Genomic DNA, 23710 nt, shown 5'->3' with positions numbered 1-23710 from the left:
GGACGATTTGACACTAGGTTCAAATCGAAATTAAATAACAATTATAAGTAATACGTAGAAATCAAATTTTATGAAAAACCAGGGGCGATTACGTTTTACGTATCCCATTCTTATGCTTTTAATGATTTTGATCAGTTTAAATTCATTTGCACAACAGCGGGAGATTCAGGGTACGGTAAGAGACGAAAATAAGCTAGCTATTGAAGCTGTTTCTGTCAGCAACAAAGGAACAACCCAACAAGTACAGACAGATCGAAATGGCCATTTTAAAATGACCGCTGCGCATGGCTCAGTTTTGAGTATATCCTATATCGGCTACAAGACTCAGGAAGTAAAAGTAGATAATGCATCCATTTACGATATTATACTAGTTAAGGATAACACGGCACTTGATGAAGTAGTTGTTATCGGATATGGGACCGTTAGGAAGAAAGATCTGACAGGTTCCCTAGCGTCTGTGGGTGCCGAGGCAATGAAAGATAAGCCTGTGGCAAACGTTGGCGAAGCACTTCAAGGACGTGCCTCTGGTGTACAGGTTATCAACTCCGGCGCGCCCGGAAGTAACGTGTCCATACAGATCCGGGGGCTGGGGTCAATCAACAATAGTGCTCCATTGTTAGTGATTGATGGCGTTCCAACGGATCTGTCGCTCAATGCGCTCAACCCAAATGATGTGGAGACAATCGATATCCTCAAGGATGCCTCTGCTACTGCCATTTATGGTTCCAGAGGAGCCAATGGTGTTGTATTGATTTCAACAAAAAAGGGTAATAAAAATAAAGGTAGTATTACGGCAAGTGCCAATTACGCGATTCAGCAGGCAACAAGCCTGCCCAAAATGCTGAATGCACAGCAGTTTGCTTCGCTGCACAATGAGATGATGGCCAATAACAATAACCGTCAACGACCGGATTTTGCCGATCCTACATTGCTTGGCCGAGGAACAGATTGGTTAGATGCGCTCTTACAGACAGGTAAATTAGCTAATTATGCCCTTAGTTATGCTGGCGGTGGCGAAAAGAATACATACTACGTCTCTGCTGGTATACTCAATCAGGATGGCATCGTGAAAAACACCGATTACAAACGGTATAATTTTCAGTTTAACAATGAAGCTAAACAGACAGCATGGCTCAAATTGGGGAATACACTCACGCTAAGCCATGATGTAAAACACAATGGTTCCTACAGCGTATTGAATACGTTGGCCTCATTGCCTACACAACCAATTTTCAATGAAGACGGTACCTATTCAGGTCCTGGAAATGAAGCTATATTCTATGGCGACCTGCGCAATCCAATCGGTACTGCCATGCTTGAACAAAATACAACGAAAGGCTATAATCTTCTTGGAAATATCTATGCAGAAGCAAGTTTCTTGAATCATTTCACCTTCAAATCTTTGCTTGGCCTTGATTATAAGGCTTGGGACAATATGACCTTTTCGCCTAAATACAATTGGAAACCCATCCCAGTTCCCAATTCCTATCGGAGTGAAAGCTTCAACAAGAGCCTGACCTATTTGTGGGACAATACCCTCACTTATGCAAATGCTTTCGCGGGTGGACACGAAGTCAATGTGATGTTAGGATCTAGTGCGCAAAACAATGATTATAATTACATGAATGGAAGCATCAAGGAATTTCTTTCTGATAATAATAACCAGTTAAACAATGGTTTATTAGCCCCAACCGTAGGTGGGAGCCGCAACGAATGGGCGCTATTGTCATTCTTCGGACGCGCCAATTACACGTTTAAAAATCGTTATCTCCTTACGGCGACTGTACGTCGTGATGGTACATCAAGAATTGCTTCGGCCAACCGCTGGGGGACTTTCCCTTCTTTTTCCGCCGCCTGGCGTATCTCTGAAGAGTCTTTTTTTAACAAAAATGACTTTTGGAGTGATGTTAAACTCCGTATCGGTTATGGAGTTACCGGTAATCAGGCCGTATTGGACAACTATGCTGCATCAGCCCGCTTAAAAACTGGTCAATATGTTTTCAATGGTATTCCCGTTTCGACATTGTACCCACTCGTTATGCCTAACCCAGGCATACGCTGGGAGACTATCAAACAACAGAATGTTGGAATTGATGCAAGTTTTTTCAAGAACAGGATCCAGTTGACGATGGATGCTTACATCAAAAGAACCTCAGATATGCTTGTCAGGATGAGCGTGCCCATTACGACAGGATATTCGGACAGCTATACACCAATGATCAATGCCGGAGAGGTCGAAAACAAGGGTTGGGAATTGAATTTACGTAGCCAAAACCTAAAAGGAGAATTGGTTTGGAATACCGATTTCAATATCTCCTATAATAGAAATAAGGTCGTTAGACTTGATGGCGATGTACCTATTTACTATGGTTATCAATCCCATACCATTGGACAGCCTGTTGGATCATTTTATGGCTATTTGACCAATGGTATTTTTCAGAACTGGGCCGAAGTGAATAGTTATGCTTATCAATATCAAGGGGCAGATCCAGCCAATAGTACAGCACCCGGCGATATCAAATTTAGGGACATCAATAAAGATGGAGTCGTCAATGACTATGATCGTGCCTATTTAGGCAATCCAACACCAAGTTGGAGTTTTGCTATGAATAATAAGTTGTCCTATAAAAATATAGATCTTGAAGTATTCTTTCAGGGGGTATCCGGAAACCAGATCTATAATGCCAATAGGGTTACCCTGGAAGGTATGTATACAATTCGAAATCAGACGACTAAGGTTCTTGATCGTTGGACCGCTGAAGGATCAAGCAACGAGGTGCCCAGAGCGATTTACAGCGACCCTAATAAGAATACACGTAATTCAGACCGTTTTATTGAGCAGGGAAAATACTTACGTCTGAAAAATCTGACCGTAGGTTATACCTTATCTGAGGCTGTAGCCAAACGGCTGCATGTAGGGCGGTTGCGGTTTTATTTTTCAGGACAGAACTTGTTCACCTGGGCCAAGTATTCCGGCTTCGATCCTGAAGTGATAGGAGGTGTTGACAATAGTAATTACCCGATCACAAGAAACTTTAGCTTGGGATTGGACCTTAGATTTTAACCAATTAGACTCATGATGATGAAAAAAATATTTTATATGGCCCTTGCGGCGATGCCCCTCTGGTTGGGCTCATGTTCAAAATTTTTGGATAAAGAACCTCTTGAGGATCCCAGTGCCGAGTCCGTCAAGGATGCTTCCGCTGCCGTAGCAATGATCAATGCGGCATATCAGCCACTCCAACGGCCCAAGTTATACAATATGCGGATATGGTCATTAGACATTATGGCGGGGAATAGTGTCGTGGGCGCAGGTGGTGGCGATGATGGAATAGAAACGATCCAACTATCCAATTTTTCTACTGGCCCAGACAATTTCTCGGCGGTTGATCTTTGGCGAGGCCCCAATCCCGGTATTTTATATTGTAATACCGTCCTAGAAAATGTCCCTTCGATGGATATAGATCTCCAATTGAAAAACAGATTGATCGGCGAAGCCAAATTCCTCCGTGCGAACTATTTTTTTATCTTGGTTCAGCTGTTTGGCGATGTGCCGCTTTCGTTGGTACCCGCGAAACCCGGAGATGATCTCAAACCGGCTCGCGTGAGCAAAGAACGCATCTATAATGAAGTCATTGTTCCAGACCTTAAGGAAGCCATTACACTTTTACCACGTCGTGAGGAATATGCCGATCAGGATAAGGGGCGCGTCAGTAAAGGAGCTGCGGCAGGCCTTTTGGCAAAAGTTTACCTCACACTAAAACAATATCAGTTGTGCATTGATCAATGCAATCAGGTTGAGTCGCTGGGGTATGTGCTTAATGCCGACTATAGTGATTGTTTTGGGGGTGAGCCCCGTCATAAAAATACAGCCGAATCGCTCTTTGAAGTGCAATATTATGGACTGACCAAGGCCGGATTTTGGGACGATGAAAATCAGGCAAACTGGCTGAGTACCTATATGGGACCACGCAATTCCGGCTGGGTGGGCGGTGGCTATGGTTGGAATCAGCCAACAGCGGAGTTTGTCTCCCAATATGAAACTGGAGACTTGCGCAAAGATAAAACTATTTTGTATGAAGGAGGACCACTTTTCGACGGTAAGGCCTACAAATCCAATATGTCCTCCACAGGATATAACGTGCGCAAATTTTTGGTTCCATTGTCCATTTCACCCGATTATAATACCAATGCGGCGAATATCGTTGTGTTACGTTATGCAGACGTGCTATTGATGAAGGCTGAGGCACTCAATGAACTTGGCAATACGGCTCAAGCGGTGGATCCCTTGTATTTGGTGCGACAACGAGCTGGGTTGACCGACAAAAAGTCAATTACAGGGCTTTCCCAGGCTGATATGCGCGAAAAGATCCGTCACGAAAGAAGAATAGAACTTGCTTTTGAAGGACAACGCTGGTTTGATATGATTCGCTGGGACAATGGACAGTATGCACTTAACTTTCTGCACAGCATCGGTAAGCTCAATGCGACCGCAAAACATTTGTTGTTACCTATTCCTCAAGTTGAGATTGACGCCAATCCAAATTTGAAGCAGAATCCCGGTTATTAAATCTTTTTGGTAATTAACCAACTAACAAATTTAAAAGATGAAAAGACTATATTATATTATCAATTTGATCTTGATTTCGTCCTTGTGCTGTCAGTCCTGTAAAGACGATTTTAACCATGTCCTCTATCCTGATGGCCCCTTAGAACTCAGTGTCTCGACATCAGATATTGTATTGAATGTTGCCGCCCCGGAGCAGGAAGCTGTCGTATTCGATTGGACATCGGGTTCTAATTTTGGAACGAATGCAGCCATCAAGTATACCCTTGAAATCGGTGAAAAAGGTAAAGATTTTAAGCCTGTCATTAGCAGTACTTTTGAGAAAGGATTGCGGTCACAAAGATATGTTACCAAAGATTTTAATCAATTGTTGATTGACAAGCTTGGCATCACAGCAGGAAGCGGAGCACAGCTGGAAGCTCGTGTCACAGCAGAGGTTCAAGACGGACAAAGCGCAGCACAGCTGTCTCAAATAATTAGTTTAAAAGTCAAAACCTACAAGCCGGTTACCGAAACACTCTATATCCTTGGTAGCGCAACAAGCAACGGCTGGGATGCGAATAAAGCCAGCAAGATGAATCCGATACAGGGTACGCCAGGAGCCTTTATATGGCAAGGCGTACTGAGCCCGGGCGAGTTTAAGTTTATCAGCACTTTGGGCAATTTTACACCTTCGTACAACAAAGGAACAAGTAATGAAAAGCTCTATTATCGTGAGTCGGAGTCAGATCCCTACGATGTTCCATTTACCGTTGCCAAATCTGGACTATACCAAGTCAAAGTCAATCTGATCGATCTATCTATTGCCATTGCCGAAATTGAAGGAGCTATGTATGATGCACTGTGGTTTGTGGGTGGCTTTACCGGTTGGAACTTTCAGCCTATGGCGAAAGACCCGAATGACCCCTTTATTTTTACCTATCATGCCGTCTTAAACTCTGGTAATAGCACAGACGAGTTTAAGATTGCAACGAAGCCAGATTTTGATCCAGGCGTTGTCTTTTTGCGCCCAGAGACAGATCAACAAGGCGTTGGAACAGACCTACCTGTCGTCAAGTGGTCCGAGAGTGAAAATAAAAATGATTATAAATGGCGGATTAATAAAGGAACCTATAAGATCAGGCTGGATCTACGGACCAATAAAATTACCATTGCTCCTTTTACACCGTTTGCGGCTATTTATCTTGTGGGCGATGCGACACCCAATGGTTGGGATATTGCCGCAGCAACCCCCATGGTCAATGGTGATACACCCCACAGATTTACCTGGTCTGGAACACTTAAAGCCGGTGAATTAAAGTTCAGTTGCGATAAACAGGCCGATTGGAATGGCGCATGGTTTTTGGCCTCACAAAATGGCAGGATACCCTCAGGGCAGACCGAGCAGATGATCTTTAGCAAGTCTGGCTCTAATCCAGATAATAAGTGGAAAGTGACCACTCCGGGTACCTACAGTATCACACTGGATCAGCTACAGGAAACAGTCACAATTATCAAACAATAAATCAATCTTAAGCTTTTTCCTCCATCAACAAAATGGAGGAAAATAATAAGCTTCTGAGTGCATGATATAATTATTTACAGATGAAACGAATATTCAGACTTGTGGTTGCCAGCGGGATGCTTCTAAGCGGGAGCTGCAACAACTATTACGATATTGACAAAGATCCGATCACCTATGGGCAGACCTATTTTAAGCCTGTCATCAATACAGATAAGGCAGTTTATAAACCTGGGGAAAAGATCACATTTACAGCTGCCATCTCCGACAATAATTTGAGTGTCGCCTATACCTATCTGGGCGAAATGATCAAGGAGGAGCCGCTTTCGCAGTTGAGCTGGACCTGGACACCGCCTACGACAGACTTTCGGGGCTACATGGTCTATCTTTTTAAAACTGGTGATACAACTAAAAAGCCGCTCTACAGCATAGCCGTTGATATATCTTCTGACTGGCGCAAGTTTCCACGGTATGGATTTGTATCCAATTATGATCGCCTTGATCAGCAGGCAATACAACGCAATGTCGAAACGCTCAACCGTTTCCATATCAATGGAATCCAGTTTTATGACTGGCAGATGGATCAGCATAAACCTTTGGCCGGTTCAGTATCCAGTCCGGCTGATTCCTGGCTGGATCTTATCGGCCGGACTAATTACAAATCTACCGTGGATGGGTATATTCAGGCCGCTCATGATAAAGGTATGAAAGCGATGTTCTACAACTTGTTGTATGGCGCTTTGTCCAATGCGGCAAGTGATGGGGTATCCGAACAATGGTACCTTTTTAAGGATAATCAACATCAGGAGAAAGATAGGCATCCCTTGAATGCACCCTTTCGCAGCAATATCTATTTGGTCGATCCCGGCAACTCCGCCTGGCAGACCTACATTAACAAAAGACATCAAGATGTATTTGCGGTCTATAATTTTGACGGCTATCACATCGATCAGTTGGGAGACCGCGGAAAACTATATGACTATACCGGCAAAGAAGTGAAACTAGAGCAGCGCTACGGCTCATTCATAGCAGCATCAAAGAAGGCTTTTCCGGGTAAGTATCACGTGATGAATGCAGTTAATCAATACGGTCAGGAGTCTGGGATAGCATCATCAGCTGTTGATTTTTTATATGCCGAAGTTTGGGATCCCAACAAATCATACGATGAATTGGTGAAAATTATTCAGGACAATGACCGTTTTGGCAATTACAATAAGAATACCGTATTAGCAGCTTATATGAACTATGCTAAGTCCAATCAGGCTGGCTTTGTCAATGAACCAGGTGTGTTGCTGACCAATGCGGTCATTTTTGCCAATGGAGGGGCTCACCTTGAAATGGGAGAACATTATTTGACCAATGAATATTTTGCAAATAACAACCTGCAGCTTAAAGGAACAACAAAGGAAAAGCTGATCCAATATTATGACTTTATGGTCGCTTACCAAAACGTATTGCGAGACGGTGGTACAGCCGCGGTCTTTAGTGTCACCGGTACAAACGCTTTGACTATTAGTAATGGTAAAGCAAGATCAGGCAGTATTACAAGCTATGGGCGACATTTTGCTAACCGTGATGTAATCCATTTGATCAATTTTAAGGATGCCAATACTATGGAATGGCGCGACACCAACGGGACCCAACAGGAACCCTCCCGTATCGATGGCCTACAGATCAAGCTCGACGTGACACGTACTGTCAAGCGAGTATGGTTGGCATCGCCCGATATGCAAGGGGGCGTCGCTATTCCGCTTACTAAAGCGCAGACAGGAAATAAATTGACCATCGATCTGCCGGGGCTCAAGTATTGGGACATGGTTGTGATCGAATATTAAAAACCTATTATGCATAAACTAAAATCTTTTTATTTGATGCTGTTTTGCCTGATCTCCATCGTTCATGGAGCAGCAGGGCAGGTGATGAAAGCGACACAATGCCAAGATTATCAGATCGAGGGGCGAAAGGTGACTTTCAATTGCAGCGACGGTGCTAAGCTGGAGTTTTATTTTTGCAGCAGTTCTGTTGTTCGGATATGGTATGATGCCAGCGGCACACTACAAAGGAAGAACGCTTCCTTTGCAGTAGTTCATGAACAGCTTGAGGACATCGGTGAAATCAAGGTGAATAACGAACCGGCAAGCTTCGAAATCTTCACCGGAAAGCTGCGTGTCCGCCTCAACAAGGATCCCATGCAGTTGCTGGTTTACGATAAGTGGCAAAAGTTGGTTTTTAGTGATTATAAAAGTCTTGGACACAGCACGAGCGGCACCAAAACCGTGGCACATAAAGTACTGCGTCCCGATGAGCAATTCTTTGGCCTTGGCGAAAAGACTGGACCGCTCAATCGAAGAGGCCGGTCTTACAAGATGTGGAATAGCGACAAACCCTGTTATAGCAGTCAAGAAGATCCATTATATAAGAGTATTCCTTTTTTCATGAGCAGCTACCATTATGGTATTTTTTTGGACAATACCTATAAAACAGCTTTTGACTTTGGAACCAGCAGTACAGAATCCTATTCTTTTGAAGCACCAGATGGTCCCTTCATCTACTATTTTATCTATGGGAAGGATTATAAAGAGATCCACCAGCAATATATCGCATTGACTGGGAAACCGATCATGCCACCAAGGTGGGCGTTTGGTTTTGCGCAGAGTCGTGGACTTTATACACGGGAAGACCAGGCTTTGGAGATCGCTTCCGAATTTCGAAAGCGGGAAATTCCCTGTGATATCATCTATCAGGATATAGGCTGGACACAGGAACTGCAAGATTTCAACTGGCGTAAAGGAAATTATAAAGATCCCAAAGGAATGCTCAAAAAGCTGAATGATCAAGGATTTAAGATGATTCTCTCACAAGATCCAGTGGTGTCGCAAGCAAATAAAAGTCAGTGGCAGGAGGCCCATCAAAAAGGATATTTTGTCAAGGACCGCCGTACGGGTACATCTTATGATATGCCTTGGCCATGGGGTGGTAATTGTGGGGTCGTTGATTTTACAAATCCATCTGTGGCCGACTGGTGGGGGCAACTCCAGCAGAAACCTCTAGCCGATGGTGTGAGTGGTTTCTGGACAGATATGGGGGAGCCTGCCTGGAGCAATGAAGAGGATGTTGATCGGCTTCATATGCAACACCAGTTAGGCATGCATGCCGAGATCCACAACGTATACGGTCTTACCTGGGATAAGGTGGTGAAAGAGCAGTTTGACAAGCATAATCCCAACAAGCGGATCTTTCAGATGACACGCGCAGCTTATGCCGGACTTCAGCGCTATACCTTTGGCTGGTCTGGCGATAGCGGCAGTGGGACCGAGGTGACCGAAGGCTGGAGCCAATTGGCCAATCAGGTTGCGGTCGGATTATCGGCGGGTCTTGGCGGTATTCCGTTTTGGACGACAGATATTTCAGGTTATTGTGGAGATATTACAGATTACCCTGCTATGGCAGAGCTGTATACACGTTGGATGCAATTTGGTATTTTTAATCCATTGAGCCGCGCCCATCACGAGGGCAACAATGCGGTCGAACCCTGGTTATTTGGTGAGGTCGCCGAAAAAAATGCCAAGACAGCCATTGAACTCAAATATCAACTGTTTCCATATCTCTATTCCTATGCGCACAAAGCACATCAGACTGGTCTACCTATATTAAGGGGCTTGTTTATGGAATTTCCACAAGACGACCAGGTTATTGGGATCAATGATCAGTTTATGTTTGGACAGGAAATCCTTGTGGCCCCTGTGCTGAAAAAAGGCGAACGGGTCAAAAAACTCTATCTGCCCGATGGCGAATGGATTGATTTTAATGACAAAAAGACGGTATACCTTGGGGGGCAGCAGATTGCCTACCGCGCACCTCTAAACCGAATCCCGATGTTTGTCAAAAGAGGTGCTATCGTACCCATGATGCCGATCATGCAATATATCGGCCAGGATCCAATGCATCCGCTTTATATCCATATCTTCCCCAATTATGAGGGTGAGTCCGCTACATTTGAACTTTATGAAGACGATGGAGAGACACAGAATTATCTCAAAGGTATTGGTTCTACGACACGCTTTACCTGCACAACCCTGGCTGAAGGCGATTTTGAAACAGCTATTCAACCCCGGGATAAAGGATACACACCTGCCAAAGGAAGGCAGCTCTACTTATGCTATCATCTTGAAAGCAGGCCCAATGACGTCACCATTGATGGGAAGACCATATCCTATGCTGTTGTGGACAATAATAGAACGTCAACGATAAAGAACAATGAACCGAGCTGGACATGGGATGCCCAACAGGGAAGCTGCATCATTAAACTGACGGATGATCGAAATGCGAAAAATATAAAAATCCACTAATTATCATAAAAAATGAAGAAAACTACACTCTTGATGAGTTTATTTTTAGTCACTTTGGGACTTCGGGCCCAAGAGCTGCTTTCGCCTTCGGGAAAATTGAAACTTCAGTTTTCACTGGATGCATCAGGTGCACCGACGTATAGCTTGAGTTATAAAGGCCAAGCTGTCATCAAACCCAGCAAGTTAGGGTTGGAATTGACCGGCAATACCAAGAAAGTTGAATTTTCAGGGGCGGGAGAAGGTGATAGAGAATCGTTATCCAGTTCATTGTATGACCAGTTTGAACAAATGGCACAAGAAAGCAAACAGGTTGATGAACGCTGGAATCCTGTTTGGGGCGAAGAAAGTGAGATTCGAAACCATTACAACGAACTAACCGTTAGCTTGCAACAGAAAACGTCCAAAAGAAAACTTGTGGTCCGTTTCAGATTATTTGATCAAGGTTTAGGATTTCGCTACGAATTTCCCGAACAAAAAGAGATGACTTATCTCGTTGTAAAGGAGGAAAAAACACAATTTGCAATGAATGGCGATCATACAGCTTTTTGGATTCCCGGAGATTACGATACCCAGGAGTATGATTACACCAAGTCTCGTCTGTCTGAAATCAGAGGATTGATGGCCAAAGCGATTACGCCCAATGCCTCGCAGACCCCATTTTCGCCTACAGGGGTACAGACGGCTTTGATGATGAAAAGTGACGACGGGCTATATATCAATATCCACGAAGCGGCTTTAATCAATTATGCCTGTATGCATCTTCATCTGGATGACAAAAATTTTGTGTTTCAATCTTGGCTTACACCCGATGCCAATGGGACCAAAGGCAATTTGCAGACACCTGCCCGGAGCCCCTGGCGCACAATTATGGTGAGTGATGATGCCAGAGATATTTTGGCTTCCCGTATGACGCTCAACCTCAACGAACCCACTAAAATTAAAGATCCTTCGTGGATAAAGCCTACCAAATATGTAGGTGTATGGTGGGAGATGATTACCGGAAAGAGCGAGTGGTCCTATACCTATAACCTTCCTAGTGTACATCTAGGTGAAACTGACTATAGCAAAGTGAAGCCTCATGGCAAACATGGTGCTACGACGGCGAATGTAAAACGTTACATTGATTTCGCGGCAAAACACGGGTTTGATGGCGTGTTGGTTGAAGGCTGGAATATTGGCTGGGAAGATTGGTTTGGCAATGCCAAAGATCATGTGTTTGATTTTGTCACACCCTATCCCGATTTTGATCTGGTGAGCATCCGGGATTATGCCAAGCACAAGGGCATCAAGATGATTATGCATCACGAGACCTCGGGAGCAGTCCGCAATTATGAGCGCTATTTGGATAGCGCTTATAGATTTATGAAAGATAATGGTTATGATGCTGTCAAAAGTGGGTATGTAGGCAATATTATTCCCAGAGGCGAATATCATTATAGTCAGTGGATCAATAACCATTATCAATATGCCTTGGAGAAAGCTGCTAAGTATAAGATCATGGTCAATGCGCATGAAGCCGTACGTCCGACAGGTTTATCGCGTACTTGGCCCAATCTGATCGGTAATGAGTCTGCACGTGGCACAGAGTATCAGGCATTCGGGGGGAACCATGCAAACCATGTTACCATTTTACCTTTTACACGGCTTATCGGCGGACCGATGGACTATACACCGGGCATCTTTGAGATGGACATCCAAAAGATCAATCCTAAGAATACATCCCATGTCAATTCTACCTTGGCCAACCAGCTGGCCTTGTATGTGACCATGTACAGCCCATTGCAGATGGCAGCGGACCTTCCTGAGAATTATGAGCGTTTTATGGATGCTTTTCAGTTTATCAAAGATGTTGCCGTTGATTGGGACAGTAGCCTATATCTCGAAGCAGAACCTGGAGAATACCTAACGATAGCCCGTAAATCAAAAGGTAAAAATGAATGGTTTGTCGGGAATGTCAGCGGGGAGAAAGGACATGAATCTATCCTGGATTTTGGTTTTTTAACAAAGGGCAAAAAATACGAAGCTACGATCTACGCCGATGCTCCAGACGCCCATTATAAAACCAATCCCCAGGCGTATGTGATTAAAAAACTTAAAATAAATAATAAAAGTAAGTTAAAGCAGAAGTCGGCACCTGGTGGTGGCTTTGCCATTCGGATTGTGGAACTATAAAAATCAATGATCTAAAAGACAAAGTTGTAGGTGGCAACTTGTCTATGGATTGTATGTAAGCGCCCCTTAATCAGTAATGATGAGGGGCGTACTTTTAATGTATAAATAGACATTTGATCAAATTCTACTTGTTGTATTTTTATTCATCCCTAAGGCTATCTACCGGATTTGTTTTTGCTGCTTTGAGTGCCTGATAACTTACTGTCAATAACGCGGCCAATATACCAATTGTACCACCCAACGTAAAAGGTACCCAATTTACGTCTATTTTGTACGCGAAGTCCTGAAGCCATTTATTAGTTGCCCACCAAACTATAGGAGCAGCAATAAGAATAGCAATGAATACCATTTTCACAAAGTCCTTCGATAGTAAGCTGACTATACTCGAAACCGACGCCCCCAACACTTTGCGTATACTGATCTCCTTGCTTCGTTGGTAGGCGATGATTGTTGCTAACCCAATAGGCCTAGACAGCTGATCAAAATTGCTAGAGCAGTACTGATATTCGTCAATTTTAGAAGCTGTTGTTCCTTTTTGTAAAGATCGGCAATATCCTATTTCCCTGTCCTATAATCTTACCAATAGCATCTTCGGGGGATTGAAACCAGAATGTTTTAACTGCGCTTTCATTGATTACAAAAGAATTTACTGTGTCAGATGGTGGGACTCTAAAAGGGGTAATTTCTCTATTTGGCGGTTATAGGTAAAATTAATTTTGTTCTCTTGATTGAATAGATTCCAATTATCTAAAACTTTTTTCTGTATTTTAGCTAGGGCGACATTTGCCTCTGTGTATGTTCATCGGAATTAGACGTGGAGGAGATTATGCAAGAGATTTTTGTGCAACTTTTTCTGAAACGCAATTCAATCCCCTCCGCTGAAGCTATCTTTCCTTTTTTATTTTTAGTAGCAAAGCGAACGGCTATCACTTTGTTTCGAAAAGAGCTGTCTAGACAAAAATATCAAGTATCACAATTAGCAGAATGGGATGAATTGAATGCGCCGGGTCTTTTGTTGAGTTCCTCCCAATTTTCAGGCGAAACCCGCCAGCTTAACCCGTATTTGTCTTTCAGCCACCCGCAAACACTCTCCTGTCCTCCACCCGATGTAAGTGCTGCTAGGTGAACAGGTTTTCCCTTTCGTTTCTTTACTAAATATTTAGGTTTATTCACTCAATGAAACTCTTGTTTCGCTCATTACTGATTTTTTACAACTGAGCCAACAATATATTTGGGTAAAGTTTAAAAACTAATTATTCAAATGAAAGTTTTAAAAAGCATGTTGATGGTCAGTCTAGGACTGGTTATCTTTTTCTCCTGCAAAAAGGGTGACACTGGTCCGCAGGGAGCCGTTGGGGAAAAAGGCGAGCAGGGCGCCAGGGGAATTCAGGGGGTAAAAGGTGATGACGGGGCGACAATTTTCTCTGGGGATGCTCTTCCTGTCGCTACGCTGGGGAAAGCTGGAGATTATTATATCCGTAAAACGACTTCCGAAATGTATGGTCCCAAAACGGATGCCGGATGGGGCAAAGCTACCTCTTTCAAGGGAGCGACAGGTGCCAATGGAGCGGCGGGATCCAAAATCCTGAGCGGGACCCAAATTCCAGCAGTGTCGTTAGGTGCCATAGGTGACTTCTACTTTAAAGTGGATAGTTATCAATTTTTTGGCCCTAAGACTGCATCCGGATGGGGAACAGGGGTTAACCTGAGAGGAGCTACGGGTACTGCTAATGTACTCTACAGTGGTTGGCAAAGTGCTACAATGGTTAAAGATTCTATTATGGATGGTACGACGGTCAGAATTGGCCATCTTGCTGCCAAAGGGCTGTCCACAACCATATTGAGTAGTGGAACTGTAATTGTTTATCTGGATTATGGAGGCGGAATTTTCCAGCTGCCTTATACGTCAAGAGCCGGAGGGAGAATGAGTACAATTTCCCACCATCCGAAAGAGAATAGGATCATTGTCTACCGGTTTGTCTATGATGGTGGAAATCTCGTGGCATTACCTGCTCAAATTATGTACCGTTATGTAATTATTCCGGGCGGAACCATGGCAAGCCTGAAACGTAAGGGCGTCGATCTAAACGATGCGAATCAGGTTGAGGCAGCATTAAAATCGGAATAGAAATGTTAAACTAAAAAAGTGCTGATCGAGAAGGGTAAACTACTAGCTGTCTTTCTAATATAGATGTCGGGAATGGAACGCAGGTGAAATATTTTGCTAAATATATTGTATATTTAAGATAACTATTCGATTGTTTTCGAGCTTATCAATGTAAACGAAATAGATTATGATCAAGGCAGTCATTATTGATGATGAGCTGAAAGGTGCCACTTTGCTCCAGCATAAACTCCGCGCTTTTTCTGATAAGCTTTCTGTCGAACGGATATTTAGTGATCCCTTTGCTGCCCTACAGGAACTTCCATCCATTAGTCCGGATATTGTTTTTTTGGATGTCGAAATGCCGCTGATGGATGGATTTAAGTTTTTGGAAGATCTCGGCAACATCGATTTCGAGGTTATTTTTGTTACTGCGTATAATGTATATGCCATTGAAACCCTGCGCGCGGATGCTTTGGACTATCTGCTCAAACCAGTGGATACTGATGAACTAACGGCTGCAATTGAAAAATTATCCAAACGGATTGAATGGAAAAAACAGCACCAGAAACATTGTAATCTCACCCTAGCTAGCTACACCCAAAACTAAAGAATTCCAGCATTTACAACTTTATTCTTTTTTCGACTGTTCTATTATTTTCCTTTTAACATCATGATCGCTGCTGTATTTAAGTTTATCTGAACCACATATCCCACAAGCCCAAACTGTATATCTAAATGGTTTTTTAAGCTGAAATTTATTTTTCGTTATTGGGCTAGTAAGGTTTTTACAAGTCTCGCAATAGCATTTGTTACGTTGTTCGCGGGGGATATTTAAGCTTTCCATTTCGACGAAGATTTTCATCTCCTCCAAGATGAATTCTTTTGAATTCTCAAGCGTAAGTCCTGTGTTAAAAAGGGTTGAATTGTCATATTTCAAATAGTCCAGATCCTCGTCAATTTCATAAAAGGCGTTATACCTATCGTCATACTCGCTCGCAGACACAATTTTCAACATTTGGCCAAAGGCATATTCTATACTGACTTCTTTTCTGATTGCTTTTTTTGCGATTGTTAATGCATAGTTTTCCATTAAATCTTCTTTGCTTTTCTCTATAGTCAACTTGAGATCAGCAATTGATTTCCAAAAATAGATTTCGCGTTCCTCCGTAGATGCGTTATCCAAACCAGCTAAAATGTACAGGTTGTCACTCTCATAGCCCAAGGTTACAACATTTACAGCCCATGTAACCAGGTGTTTACTTTCGAAATAAGTCAATGCCCTTTCCGCATAAATTTCAAGTGTTAATTCATCAAGTGTCATATATTATAATTGCTAATCCTCATTTTACTAAACAAATATATTCTAAAGGGACGCAGGGTATTTGCGCAGTATATTTATTGCGATATTTATATCGAGTCTTAGGAAAATTCGCTGCGAACAATTACTATTGTAAATAAATGGAAGTCAAATTTAGAATAGTGACCTTGGGCTACATTGTAGCCGAGATTTCATCCGAGACCAAACGATTTAAAATAGGCCATAGTTCAGATTATGGCGATAAATTCCAGGAGCTACTTAACAAGTTTTTCTTTATTTATGAAATCATAAAAGAAAAAGATGTAGCGTATTTTCCTTATTCTACCACGGTATTGTGGGAGGACGATCGTGTGAATTATAACTGGACCATCAGTATGAATTCTGTTGATTCCCATATTAATATCAAAATTGATCAATTATCATCTTCTAATTTGGATTATAAAGAGATGCTAATTCATGAAAATATTGAAACAAGAAAATTGTTCGATGCCATTTATCAATCACTAGAGGAGATGCTAGCAGATTTTGGCTTTGTTGGCTATAAGAAAAAATGGGAGGTAGGTAATTTTCCTATAGCTGAATATATAACGCTTAAAGCAGCAAGAGAAAGGATAGATTTACGACATGCGAGTTGTCTAGAGGAAGACGAATGGAAACAAAAGATGGATCCTAATGATGAATTAGGGGTTATTAATATATCTGCCTCGAATTCGGGGTAATTAAAATCGGAGTTATCTATCTTCTCCCAAACACTCAGATACACTAAAAGATCTATAATCGATTACAGAGTGTTCCCAATAAGGAGGTCTGTCAGGCACAGGAATGCCCTGATTGTTATATCCAATTTCTATTGCAGGTATTAATTCTAGTGCCATTGTGTGTCTATTGGATGTCCTAGCATAACTAATACTAGCGAATAAGAATATACAAAACAGCTGGCATCCTGTTCAATACTGAACGCTGGTGTTCAATAACGGTCAGTATTCTAAGAGGAATTTGTTTGTATTTTGCTGTCAAATAGGATGTTATTTTTTTGGCAAACCATTTGGCAGCTCCATTAAAAGTATAGAACGAATTAAAGATGATAAAACCTATTTCCGCTATGTTCGAAAAAATTTCTAAATATGTATTGATTGTCCTATTCAACTTGTCATTTATGTTTACCTATGGACAGCGTACTCAAATTATAGATAGACCCAAAGTTGACGAGCGTATCGAGATCCTTAGTATAGTATTTAGGTTAGCCGGCAATCGAGAGTACAACTCAGATGTTTTTAAGCGCTACATTGATCGGGTCAATGAGCACTATGGTCCCTTTAAAGAACACGAACTGATCACCTTTGTCAAAAAGGTTAAAAATGAAAATGGTATAGGTTATGATGCCGTAATGAGTATGGCCATACATCTTGATAACAAGTTCAATCTTAAACAAAAAAATATCGAAGAAACACTAGACAAAAGATGGAGTAAGGATAATGCGGTTCAGTTTGCAACACTGTTACAGAAGTTTTACAAGAACAGTAATAGTAAACGGTTCTTTCAGGAAAATCAGGCATTGTACAAAGAGGTACAAAAACGCTTTCTTCCAATTTATGAACATATTGACTTGGGCTGGTATCCTAAATTCTATGGTAAGAAACCATCCGAAAAGTTTTTGATTGTGAACGGATTGGGGAATGGTGGTGGTAATTATGGGGTATCCATTAAAAATCCGCGGGGATATAAAGAAGTCTACGCTATTATGGGGACATGGAGTATGGATAGCCTTGGCATGGCTAAATTTCCTTTACAGAGCTATTTCCCCACCTTACTTCACGAGTTTAACCACTCCTTTGTTAATTATTTATTAGAAAAAGACACCACAATTTTTAGAGACAGCGGCGAAAAATTATATAGAGTCGTAAAGGAAAAAATGAACCGGCAGGCATATGGGAGCTGGCAAACGATGCTGAATGAGGCGTTGGTGCGAGCTGCGGTTATTAAATATCAGAAGGATCATAATTTCACGACCGAAGAGATCGCAAAGGAAACGAATGAACAGCTCGATAGAGGATTTCTTTGGATTGAAAGACTTGTTGATGAACTTGATAACTTTGACCGTCAGCGCGACAGATATCCCACTTTGGAAAACTATATGCCTGTACTTGCCAAGGCTTATCAATCCTATGCTGCGGATATTTCTTCTTTAGATGCTACCTATGAAGCAAGAAGACCAAAAATTATTTCTTTTGATGGAATTCAGGATGGACAAAACACTGTCAACAGCACAATAGGGCAGTTGAAGATAAATTTCGATAAGCCGCTAATAGGGCAGGGGCGGTCATTTAGGGGAATCTCAAAAGAAAGTTTTCCGCTGATAAAAGGGCAACGCTATTCCCCAGATAAGAAATCTGTTATCATTGATTGGGAATTGGAATCAAACAAAACCTATGAAATTATCATTACTGGAAATGCATTCCGGACAGCAGATGGTATACCGATGAAAGACTATTATCTGAAATTCAGTACAAAGTAATTTACCGTTGTCTTATAAAATTTATATAATTGCTATAGCTCAAGTAGAAAACATACCAGTAAGGTCGTTGCTCGAATTTGTATCATGTCAATGTTTCGTTGTCGGTAACCCTCATGTATTGTTGTTAATCTTTTTGTGTTATCCCCAAAAAGATTATTTAATCGTACTAAGCTTCCCAAGTACCCTGATATTTAACCACCTTCCATTTGCCTTTTGTTTTTTCAAGAATAAAATACCAGCCTTCGCCGCACCATCCACCACATAGATAATCCAGGGATACAAATGCTTTTTGGCGGTCGTGCGTCAGGATCGGTAAGTGGAAAACCAACTTTGTGAAAAAACGTTCTTCAGCGATCAATTTATTGCTGTCTTTGACTCTGAATTTGCGGGCTATCGCCGGAGGAATATAGACTATATCCCTGTCTCTTGTCTGATTTAGGAAATTTATAGAATCCTGCCGGCTACTACTGAGATGATTAAATAATTCCCTGATTCCAATTTCATCTCCTAGGGGATGATCCCCCTTATAAGACGTGCTTATGGAATCTTTGGTAAATATGGATTCGATATACGTTTTAGGTTCTTCAGATTTGATCGTTCCATTTATATAAGAGTTATAGGTAAGTATTGCTTCTAGTATTTCCGCATAGTCTTTTTCAACTTTAGAATAATCAAAGCGTTTTTCTGGCATTCTTGCCTTAGGTGCTTTTTTAGTGGAGCTTTGACAAGCTACAACAAGAAATAAGAAGGGTATTAAGAAGTATACTTTCATAAAATAGGGCGAATGATTTTAAAAATGATGTCAAAAAGTCTTCTTTTCCATAATGCAATTTACTAAATTCATACATCACGTTTTTATTTATGATACTGTTGGAGGAGAAATTCAAAATTGTATCTTTTTAGATTGAGGTTAAGATCGTAAGATCTCAGTGAAGTAACTAACACTTCTAACATATAGAGAAGACAATCTTAAATTATGGATTATAGAGCGACAGGAATTGATACTGTTATATTTTATTCAATGATCCACCGTCAACTAATTGGTAAGATCATTCCATTGGGGTATACCAATAAACATATCATTTACAAATTTTTCTGTATACCGCTGCATTCCAGTTTCCTCCTTATCAAAGTAGGTCTTTATTTTTGAACAGACTTTAGGATTGTAGCATAACCTGACTCGGAAGTTTTCGACCCACTCAGCCCGTATAACAATAGTAATTAATCTTTTCGTATCTCTGGACATGCCGATTAAGGTGATAGCTTGGCACATACCGGCATACCAATCGATAATATACACTTTGGTGCCCGGGCTAAACTGTTTCGTGCTATAGCGAGTTTCTATTTTCCCTTGACCACAGCTAATTTCCTGTTTGATGTTAGCTACTAATGTCCATAATGGTATAGGTTCTAAATGATCCATATTTATTCAGCGCTGTTTTAATTAGTTTATTTCCCATTGACAAAAGCTATCCGATAGTTAACAGGCGACAGTTCTCTGTTGTTCAGTAATATTCATAATAATTGCTTTGAAAATATTGCGCCCTCCTGAGAGAGAAATTATCCGTAATGAGCTGATGTATGCTGTCTATTACTTTGTTAAGCAGTTTGGTTTGACTCAATTTCCGCTGAGGTTCAATCCCGTTATTATTCGCTGTTTCATCAGCTACAAGTTGTCTTAGCCACTGAATATAAATCTGTTTTTGTTTATCGATAACATATGTTTTTCGAAGCTCGTTCTTATCTTTTGGCATTAGGTAAATTGCATATTCTACTTCCGCCAGGAGCCTTTTATGCTGATGTCCAAAGTACGTACCTCCTTGCTCAATTAATGCAAATAATTCATTTATTTTTGAAAATAGCTGAAATAACCTTTTACGCTGTGCTGCATATTTTTGCTCACCATTTACCTGCATTAAGAAGTAGGAATAGAGCATACAATAATTATCCTGTCCAGCCTCACTACTAAACTCCACATCTCTTTGGAGATGATAGCTCAATGTAGGATCAAATGTCTCTTCAAATAGAAATTCAGGATGATTACTTAAGATAGTGTCTAAATCCTCCCGACTGTATATCAGCGAGTCATTTGTCTGAAAATGCAATACGATTAATGAATCTGTTGCCAATGGTGTTGCAATAGCTTTTGCCAATGCCCCGTTTTGATATCCCAACAAAAGTAATATAACAATACAGACCTGAAATATTTTCACAACTAGCTTCATGATATGGCTTTACTGGTTTTTGAATTTACAAAACAAGATGTGAAAAGGCAAAATAAATAGCTCATTAACGATAATTTCCATCTCCATTTTTTATCTTGGCAATACATAACCCTGATATATTTTAAGTGTCGGATATTATTGAATTTTCATAGAAGAGGATGGCAGAAGCTTTATTCCATTTTCAGATACCTGCCATAGAACGAAACCCTTATAACGCCTAATCCATGTAGCGGTTTTGTGGCTTTTTGGGTTACGCTCCAAATTGCTTTAAATGGTGGTTGCAATGTTTGTATATGAACTGACCTAATTGGGCTCTGGACATTCTACCAAAGAACCAATGTACAAATGTATCTTTTTCAAATGTTTCATATTTCTCGATTAATAATTTCCAATTTCGTTTCTCCATTTCTAAATCATGTATGTCTTCATTTACGATAAATACAGAGGATGTGGGTGCGTTTTTGCCAAAACTTGTTGTTTCATCTTTCAATATCCCCTTTATCGCATTTTGACCAAACATTCGCCCTAAAAATGAACGCTTAACCTTTATGGATCCTTGATAATATTGTTCACATAATATACAATGCCTGACCATTTGCGTTACTGTCATTTTTCCCCAAAGCGCATCGCTGTCCTCGTGTAATAAATTAATTCTTTCGATGACCGCTTCTCTTATGTTTTTCTCAAATATTGATTTCATATTAGGAACATTTATCTATTCTATCTGGATTTTGATCATTTGCAGTCTTACAAATCTAACAGATTTGTTCTTCGACCGACTATGCATAGGGTAAGAAACAGAATTGCATATCTAACGCATTGCATCTCGTTGATAGTCTGATAGACAGGATGATTTTTCGAACAAGATATTTTGAAAGCGGATTTTTCGTCCTGGATCAAACTGCCGGAAGTACCTCAAGTTTGATGGATAAAATAATAAAATTTATGGTGTTTTAACCCAAAGATATTTCAACTATATTAGGTAAAATGGACTTTTAAAACAGTCTAAGGAGATTAGTATATAAATTTCTAGTAATTGGTCAACCACCCTCTTATTACATTGTTTATTTCTCGTTTTTCTATACCTAAAATAGAGGTAACAGTAGCGTAAAAATCCTCGTTTTTAGTTCCTCCACTTAAAATTTTATGGAGCCCCTGCTTAGGATCCTTTTCTAAAAGCTTTTCTACCAATAAACATGAAATGTCATATTTATAACTAGTTCCATTACCAATTCGATCGTCTAATTCCAAAATATTAGAAAGATTTATCTGTGGATTGTTGTTAAGATAGTTCGCCATTACTTTCCTTTTGCTTATTTTTTTCGTTTGGATAGAAAAATCAAGATATTCTGCAAATCCTTCGTCAAAGAAGCTATGTAGGGTACTATAATATTTGTGGGTATAAAGATGGACTATCTCATGGGGAAAAATTTCTGAATTATTGCCACAATATACTATATTTCTATTTGGATCAGCCCGGCCGAATATTTGATAAGTATCGTACATATCTCTATTATATAAAAATCCCATTGAGTAAAATGTCTCTTGAGAATTTTTGAAAATATAATAATTGATTATAGGAGACTCCATTGAGAAAAATTTCGCTAGAGAATCACAGTATTTGCTCATTGTTTTAGCTTTAATCAGATTGAATGGATATGAAGGAGTATAATGGTACACGATATTGCCAACCTCTTTTTTGGACCAATCTTCGGTATATTCTGATAAAAAATTATATACTTTAAATGCCTTTCCTTTTTTTCTTATTACAATATCATAAATACAGTTAAGGCTTGGGTTATTTGACTTTCCAGATTCAGAGAGATTATAAAATGCTGTTTTTACAGAATATTTATTTGAATCCAATTTTTGGATATTTAATATTTCAGCATTTATTGGTCCATCCGCTTGCTTTATATGATAGTATAACTCGATACCGCCTATTGAATCAATTTCTGTATCCCATACAGAGGAGTCTACATTAAATTTTTCGTTTTTTATCAGAGAATCGAGGTAAGGTTGCCATAATTCCAATATTTCTTTCGTTTCATTGCTCAATTCTGAATACGAAAAGTTCTCACTCAAGAAAACGTCGGGAGACCGCTGTCCAGTGCTATTTGTACAAGAGTAACTGAGAATATTAAAAATAATAAATGATAGAAATTTGAAAGGTGGCATGCATTGAATTAATAAAAAAGATAAATATAAAAAAATACCAGATTAAGATAGTTTAACTGGCATTCTTTTGAATTGGGCCATCAACTATTTGTGTTGTTTAACTGTCAGATTAAGTCTTAACTTTTACACTTTATAACTTAAAAGTTCCTTTCAAAGTTGTTCTGCTGCCATTTTCATTAGCGATCGAGAATTCTATTGTTCCAGAACCTTTGATATTTTCTTTCAAACCGCTATCATCAAAATGTGTAAATGAAATATATCCAGTACCGTAATGATAAGTTTTGTAATCTTCGGTATACCGAATATAAGCCAAATCTTTTTCATGATCCCAGATCCTTCCATCTTTCTCGATGTTAAATATCTCTTTTCCATTAATTGGCTTAATTTCATATTTTTTGTTTAAGCTAACACCACCTTCGACAGGAAAGTATATAGAGAAGGTGAATTCTTTATTATTTCGGTTTCCTTTTTTGTAAGGCGAGGATGTAAAGTGGATACTTTCTTTAATTCCACTAGGATTAATTGTAGATGGAGCGTTATATATAAGTCTGGGGCCATCATATGCTCCTGGTGGAAGAATAATTGATCTTTCATCGACATAGTTTACGCCATCTTTTTGAATCTCTAGTTTTTTGTCACTCGGTATTGGCCCTCCTTCTTTGTCACAAGAAAAAAATAGAAAGGACATTACCCCTAATAGTAGTAATGCTTTTTTCATAATTATAGTGTTGTATTGTTTATTAAACGCTATACTGCAACAGAATGCTACAGTTATTAA

The 23710-nt window shown here is 40.4% G+C and carries 19 protein-coding genes; 10 read left to right on the top strand and 9 right to left on the bottom strand.

Annotated elements, in window-relative coordinates:
- The first annotated feature begins 70 nt into the window (after window positions 1-70).
- The 6 genes from DCO56_RS05080 (at window position 71) to DCO56_RS05055 (ending at window position 12589) form a co-directional block, all read left to right on the top strand.
- The gene (locus DCO56_RS05080) at window positions 71-3064 is read left to right on the top strand and encodes a SusC/RagA family TonB-linked outer membrane protein (protein ID WP_108632618.1); all 2994 of its coding nucleotides are present in this window, start codon (window positions 71-73) and stop codon (window positions 3062-3064) included.
- Window positions 3065-3076: 12 nt separating this feature from the next.
- Entirely contained in the window at window positions 3077-4570 is a 1494-nt protein-coding gene (locus DCO56_RS05075; RefSeq protein ID WP_245935780.1) for a RagB/SusD family nutrient uptake outer membrane protein, read from the top strand.
- A 37-nt stretch (window positions 4571-4607) separates the two neighbouring features.
- Entirely contained in the window at window positions 4608-6071 is a 1464-nt protein-coding gene (locus tag DCO56_RS05070) for a SusE domain-containing protein (RefSeq protein WP_108632617.1), read from the top strand.
- An 80-nt stretch (window positions 6072-6151) separates the two neighbouring features.
- Window positions 6152-7903: an endo-dextranase gene (locus DCO56_RS05065; RefSeq protein ID WP_108632616.1), complete on the top strand. Its 1752-nt coding sequence runs from the start codon at window positions 6152-6154 to the stop codon at window positions 7901-7903.
- Window positions 7904-7912: 9 nt separating this feature from the next.
- Entirely contained in the window at window positions 7913-10417 is a 2505-nt protein-coding gene (locus tag DCO56_RS05060) for a glycoside hydrolase family 31 protein (RefSeq protein ID WP_219929315.1), read from the top strand.
- Between the two features lie 12 nt (window positions 10418-10429).
- Complete coding sequence (locus DCO56_RS05055; RefSeq protein ID WP_108632614.1) at window positions 10430-12589, top strand: glycoside hydrolase family 97 protein; 2160 nt, start codon at window positions 10430-10432, stop codon at window positions 12587-12589.
- 139 nt (window positions 12590-12728) lie between these two features.
- Here the strand turns inward: DCO56_RS05055 and DCO56_RS29485 are convergent, their stop codons facing one another.
- Both DCO56_RS29485 and DCO56_RS29020 read right to left on the bottom strand, forming a co-directional pair.
- Window positions 12729-12995 carry an ABC transporter permease gene (locus DCO56_RS29485; RefSeq protein WP_245935779.1) on the bottom strand — a complete coding sequence of 89 codons (267 nt, stop codon included), beginning with the start codon at window positions 12993-12995 and terminating at the stop codon, window positions 12729-12731.
- Between the two features lie 557 nt (window positions 12996-13552).
- On the bottom strand, window positions 13553-13762 hold the full coding sequence (locus tag DCO56_RS29020; protein WP_146190980.1) for a VOC family protein: 210 nt from the start codon (window positions 13760-13762) through the stop codon (window positions 13553-13555).
- An 88-nt stretch (window positions 13763-13850) separates the two neighbouring features.
- On the opposite strand from DCO56_RS29020, the gene DCO56_RS05040 reads away from it, so the two are divergent.
- A complete protein-coding gene (locus tag DCO56_RS05040) occupies window positions 13851-14717 on the top strand; it encodes a collagen-like protein (RefSeq protein ID WP_108632612.1) in 867 nt (288 codons plus the stop codon).
- A gap of 166 nt (window positions 14718-14883) precedes the next feature.
- Window positions 14884-15303: a LytR/AlgR family response regulator transcription factor gene (locus DCO56_RS05035; RefSeq protein ID WP_108632611.1), complete on the top strand. Its 420-nt coding sequence runs from the start codon at window positions 14884-14886 to the stop codon at window positions 15301-15303.
- A gap of 21 nt (window positions 15304-15324) precedes the next feature.
- Here DCO56_RS05035 and DCO56_RS05030 read toward each other — a convergent pair whose 3' ends face one another.
- Window positions 15325-16017 (bottom strand): hypothetical protein, encoded by a 693-nt coding sequence (locus DCO56_RS05030; RefSeq protein WP_108632610.1) that lies wholly within the window; start codon window positions 16015-16017, stop codon window positions 15325-15327.
- 137 nt (window positions 16018-16154) lie between these two features.
- Between DCO56_RS05030 and DCO56_RS05025 the strand changes: the two genes are divergently transcribed.
- Together DCO56_RS05025 and DCO56_RS05020 are read left to right on the top strand one after the other, a co-directional pair.
- On the top strand, window positions 16155-16733 hold the full coding sequence (locus DCO56_RS05025; protein ID WP_108632609.1) for a hypothetical protein: 579 nt from the start codon (window positions 16155-16157) through the stop codon (window positions 16731-16733).
- Between the two features lie 383 nt (window positions 16734-17116).
- Complete coding sequence (locus DCO56_RS05020) at window positions 17117-18529, top strand: DUF4932 domain-containing protein (protein WP_181390458.1); 1413 nt, start codon at window positions 17117-17119, stop codon at window positions 18527-18529.
- A gap of 166 nt (window positions 18530-18695) precedes the next feature.
- Here DCO56_RS05020 and DCO56_RS05015 read toward each other — a convergent pair whose 3' ends face one another.
- The 6 genes from DCO56_RS05015 to DCO56_RS04990 form a co-directional block, all read right to left on the bottom strand.
- Window positions 18696-19220: a hypothetical protein gene (locus DCO56_RS05015; protein WP_146190979.1), complete on the bottom strand. Its 525-nt coding sequence runs from the start codon at window positions 19218-19220 to the stop codon at window positions 18696-18698.
- 345 nt (window positions 19221-19565) lie between these two features.
- Window positions 19566-19952, bottom strand: coding sequence for a hypothetical protein (locus DCO56_RS05010; protein WP_108632606.1), 387 nt, complete (start codon window positions 19950-19952; stop codon window positions 19566-19568).
- Between the two features lie 82 nt (window positions 19953-20034).
- Window positions 20035-20754 carry a hypothetical protein gene (locus tag DCO56_RS05005; protein WP_108632605.1) on the bottom strand — a complete coding sequence of 240 codons (720 nt, stop codon included), beginning with the start codon at window positions 20752-20754 and terminating at the stop codon, window positions 20035-20037.
- 250 nt (window positions 20755-21004) lie between these two features.
- On the bottom strand, window positions 21005-21454 hold the full coding sequence (locus DCO56_RS05000) for a DUF1569 domain-containing protein (protein ID WP_108632604.1): 450 nt from the start codon (window positions 21452-21454) through the stop codon (window positions 21005-21007).
- Between the two features lie 329 nt (window positions 21455-21783).
- Window positions 21784-22812, bottom strand: coding sequence for a hypothetical protein (locus DCO56_RS04995; protein ID WP_146190978.1), 1029 nt, complete (start codon window positions 22810-22812; stop codon window positions 21784-21786).
- A gap of 250 nt (window positions 22813-23062) precedes the next feature.
- Window positions 23063-23650, bottom strand: a complete 588-nt coding sequence (locus DCO56_RS04990; RefSeq protein WP_146190977.1) for a hypothetical protein — start codon at window positions 23648-23650, stop codon at window positions 23063-23065.
- Between the last annotated feature and the right edge of the window lie 60 nt (window positions 23651-23710).

It is taken from the genome of Sphingobacterium athyrii (assembly GCF_003071065.1).
GTDB classification, from domain to species: domain Bacteria; phylum Bacteroidota; class Bacteroidia; order Sphingobacteriales; family Sphingobacteriaceae; genus Sphingobacterium; species Sphingobacterium athyrii.
This window is presented reverse-complemented; position numbering and strand designations above follow the sequence as displayed.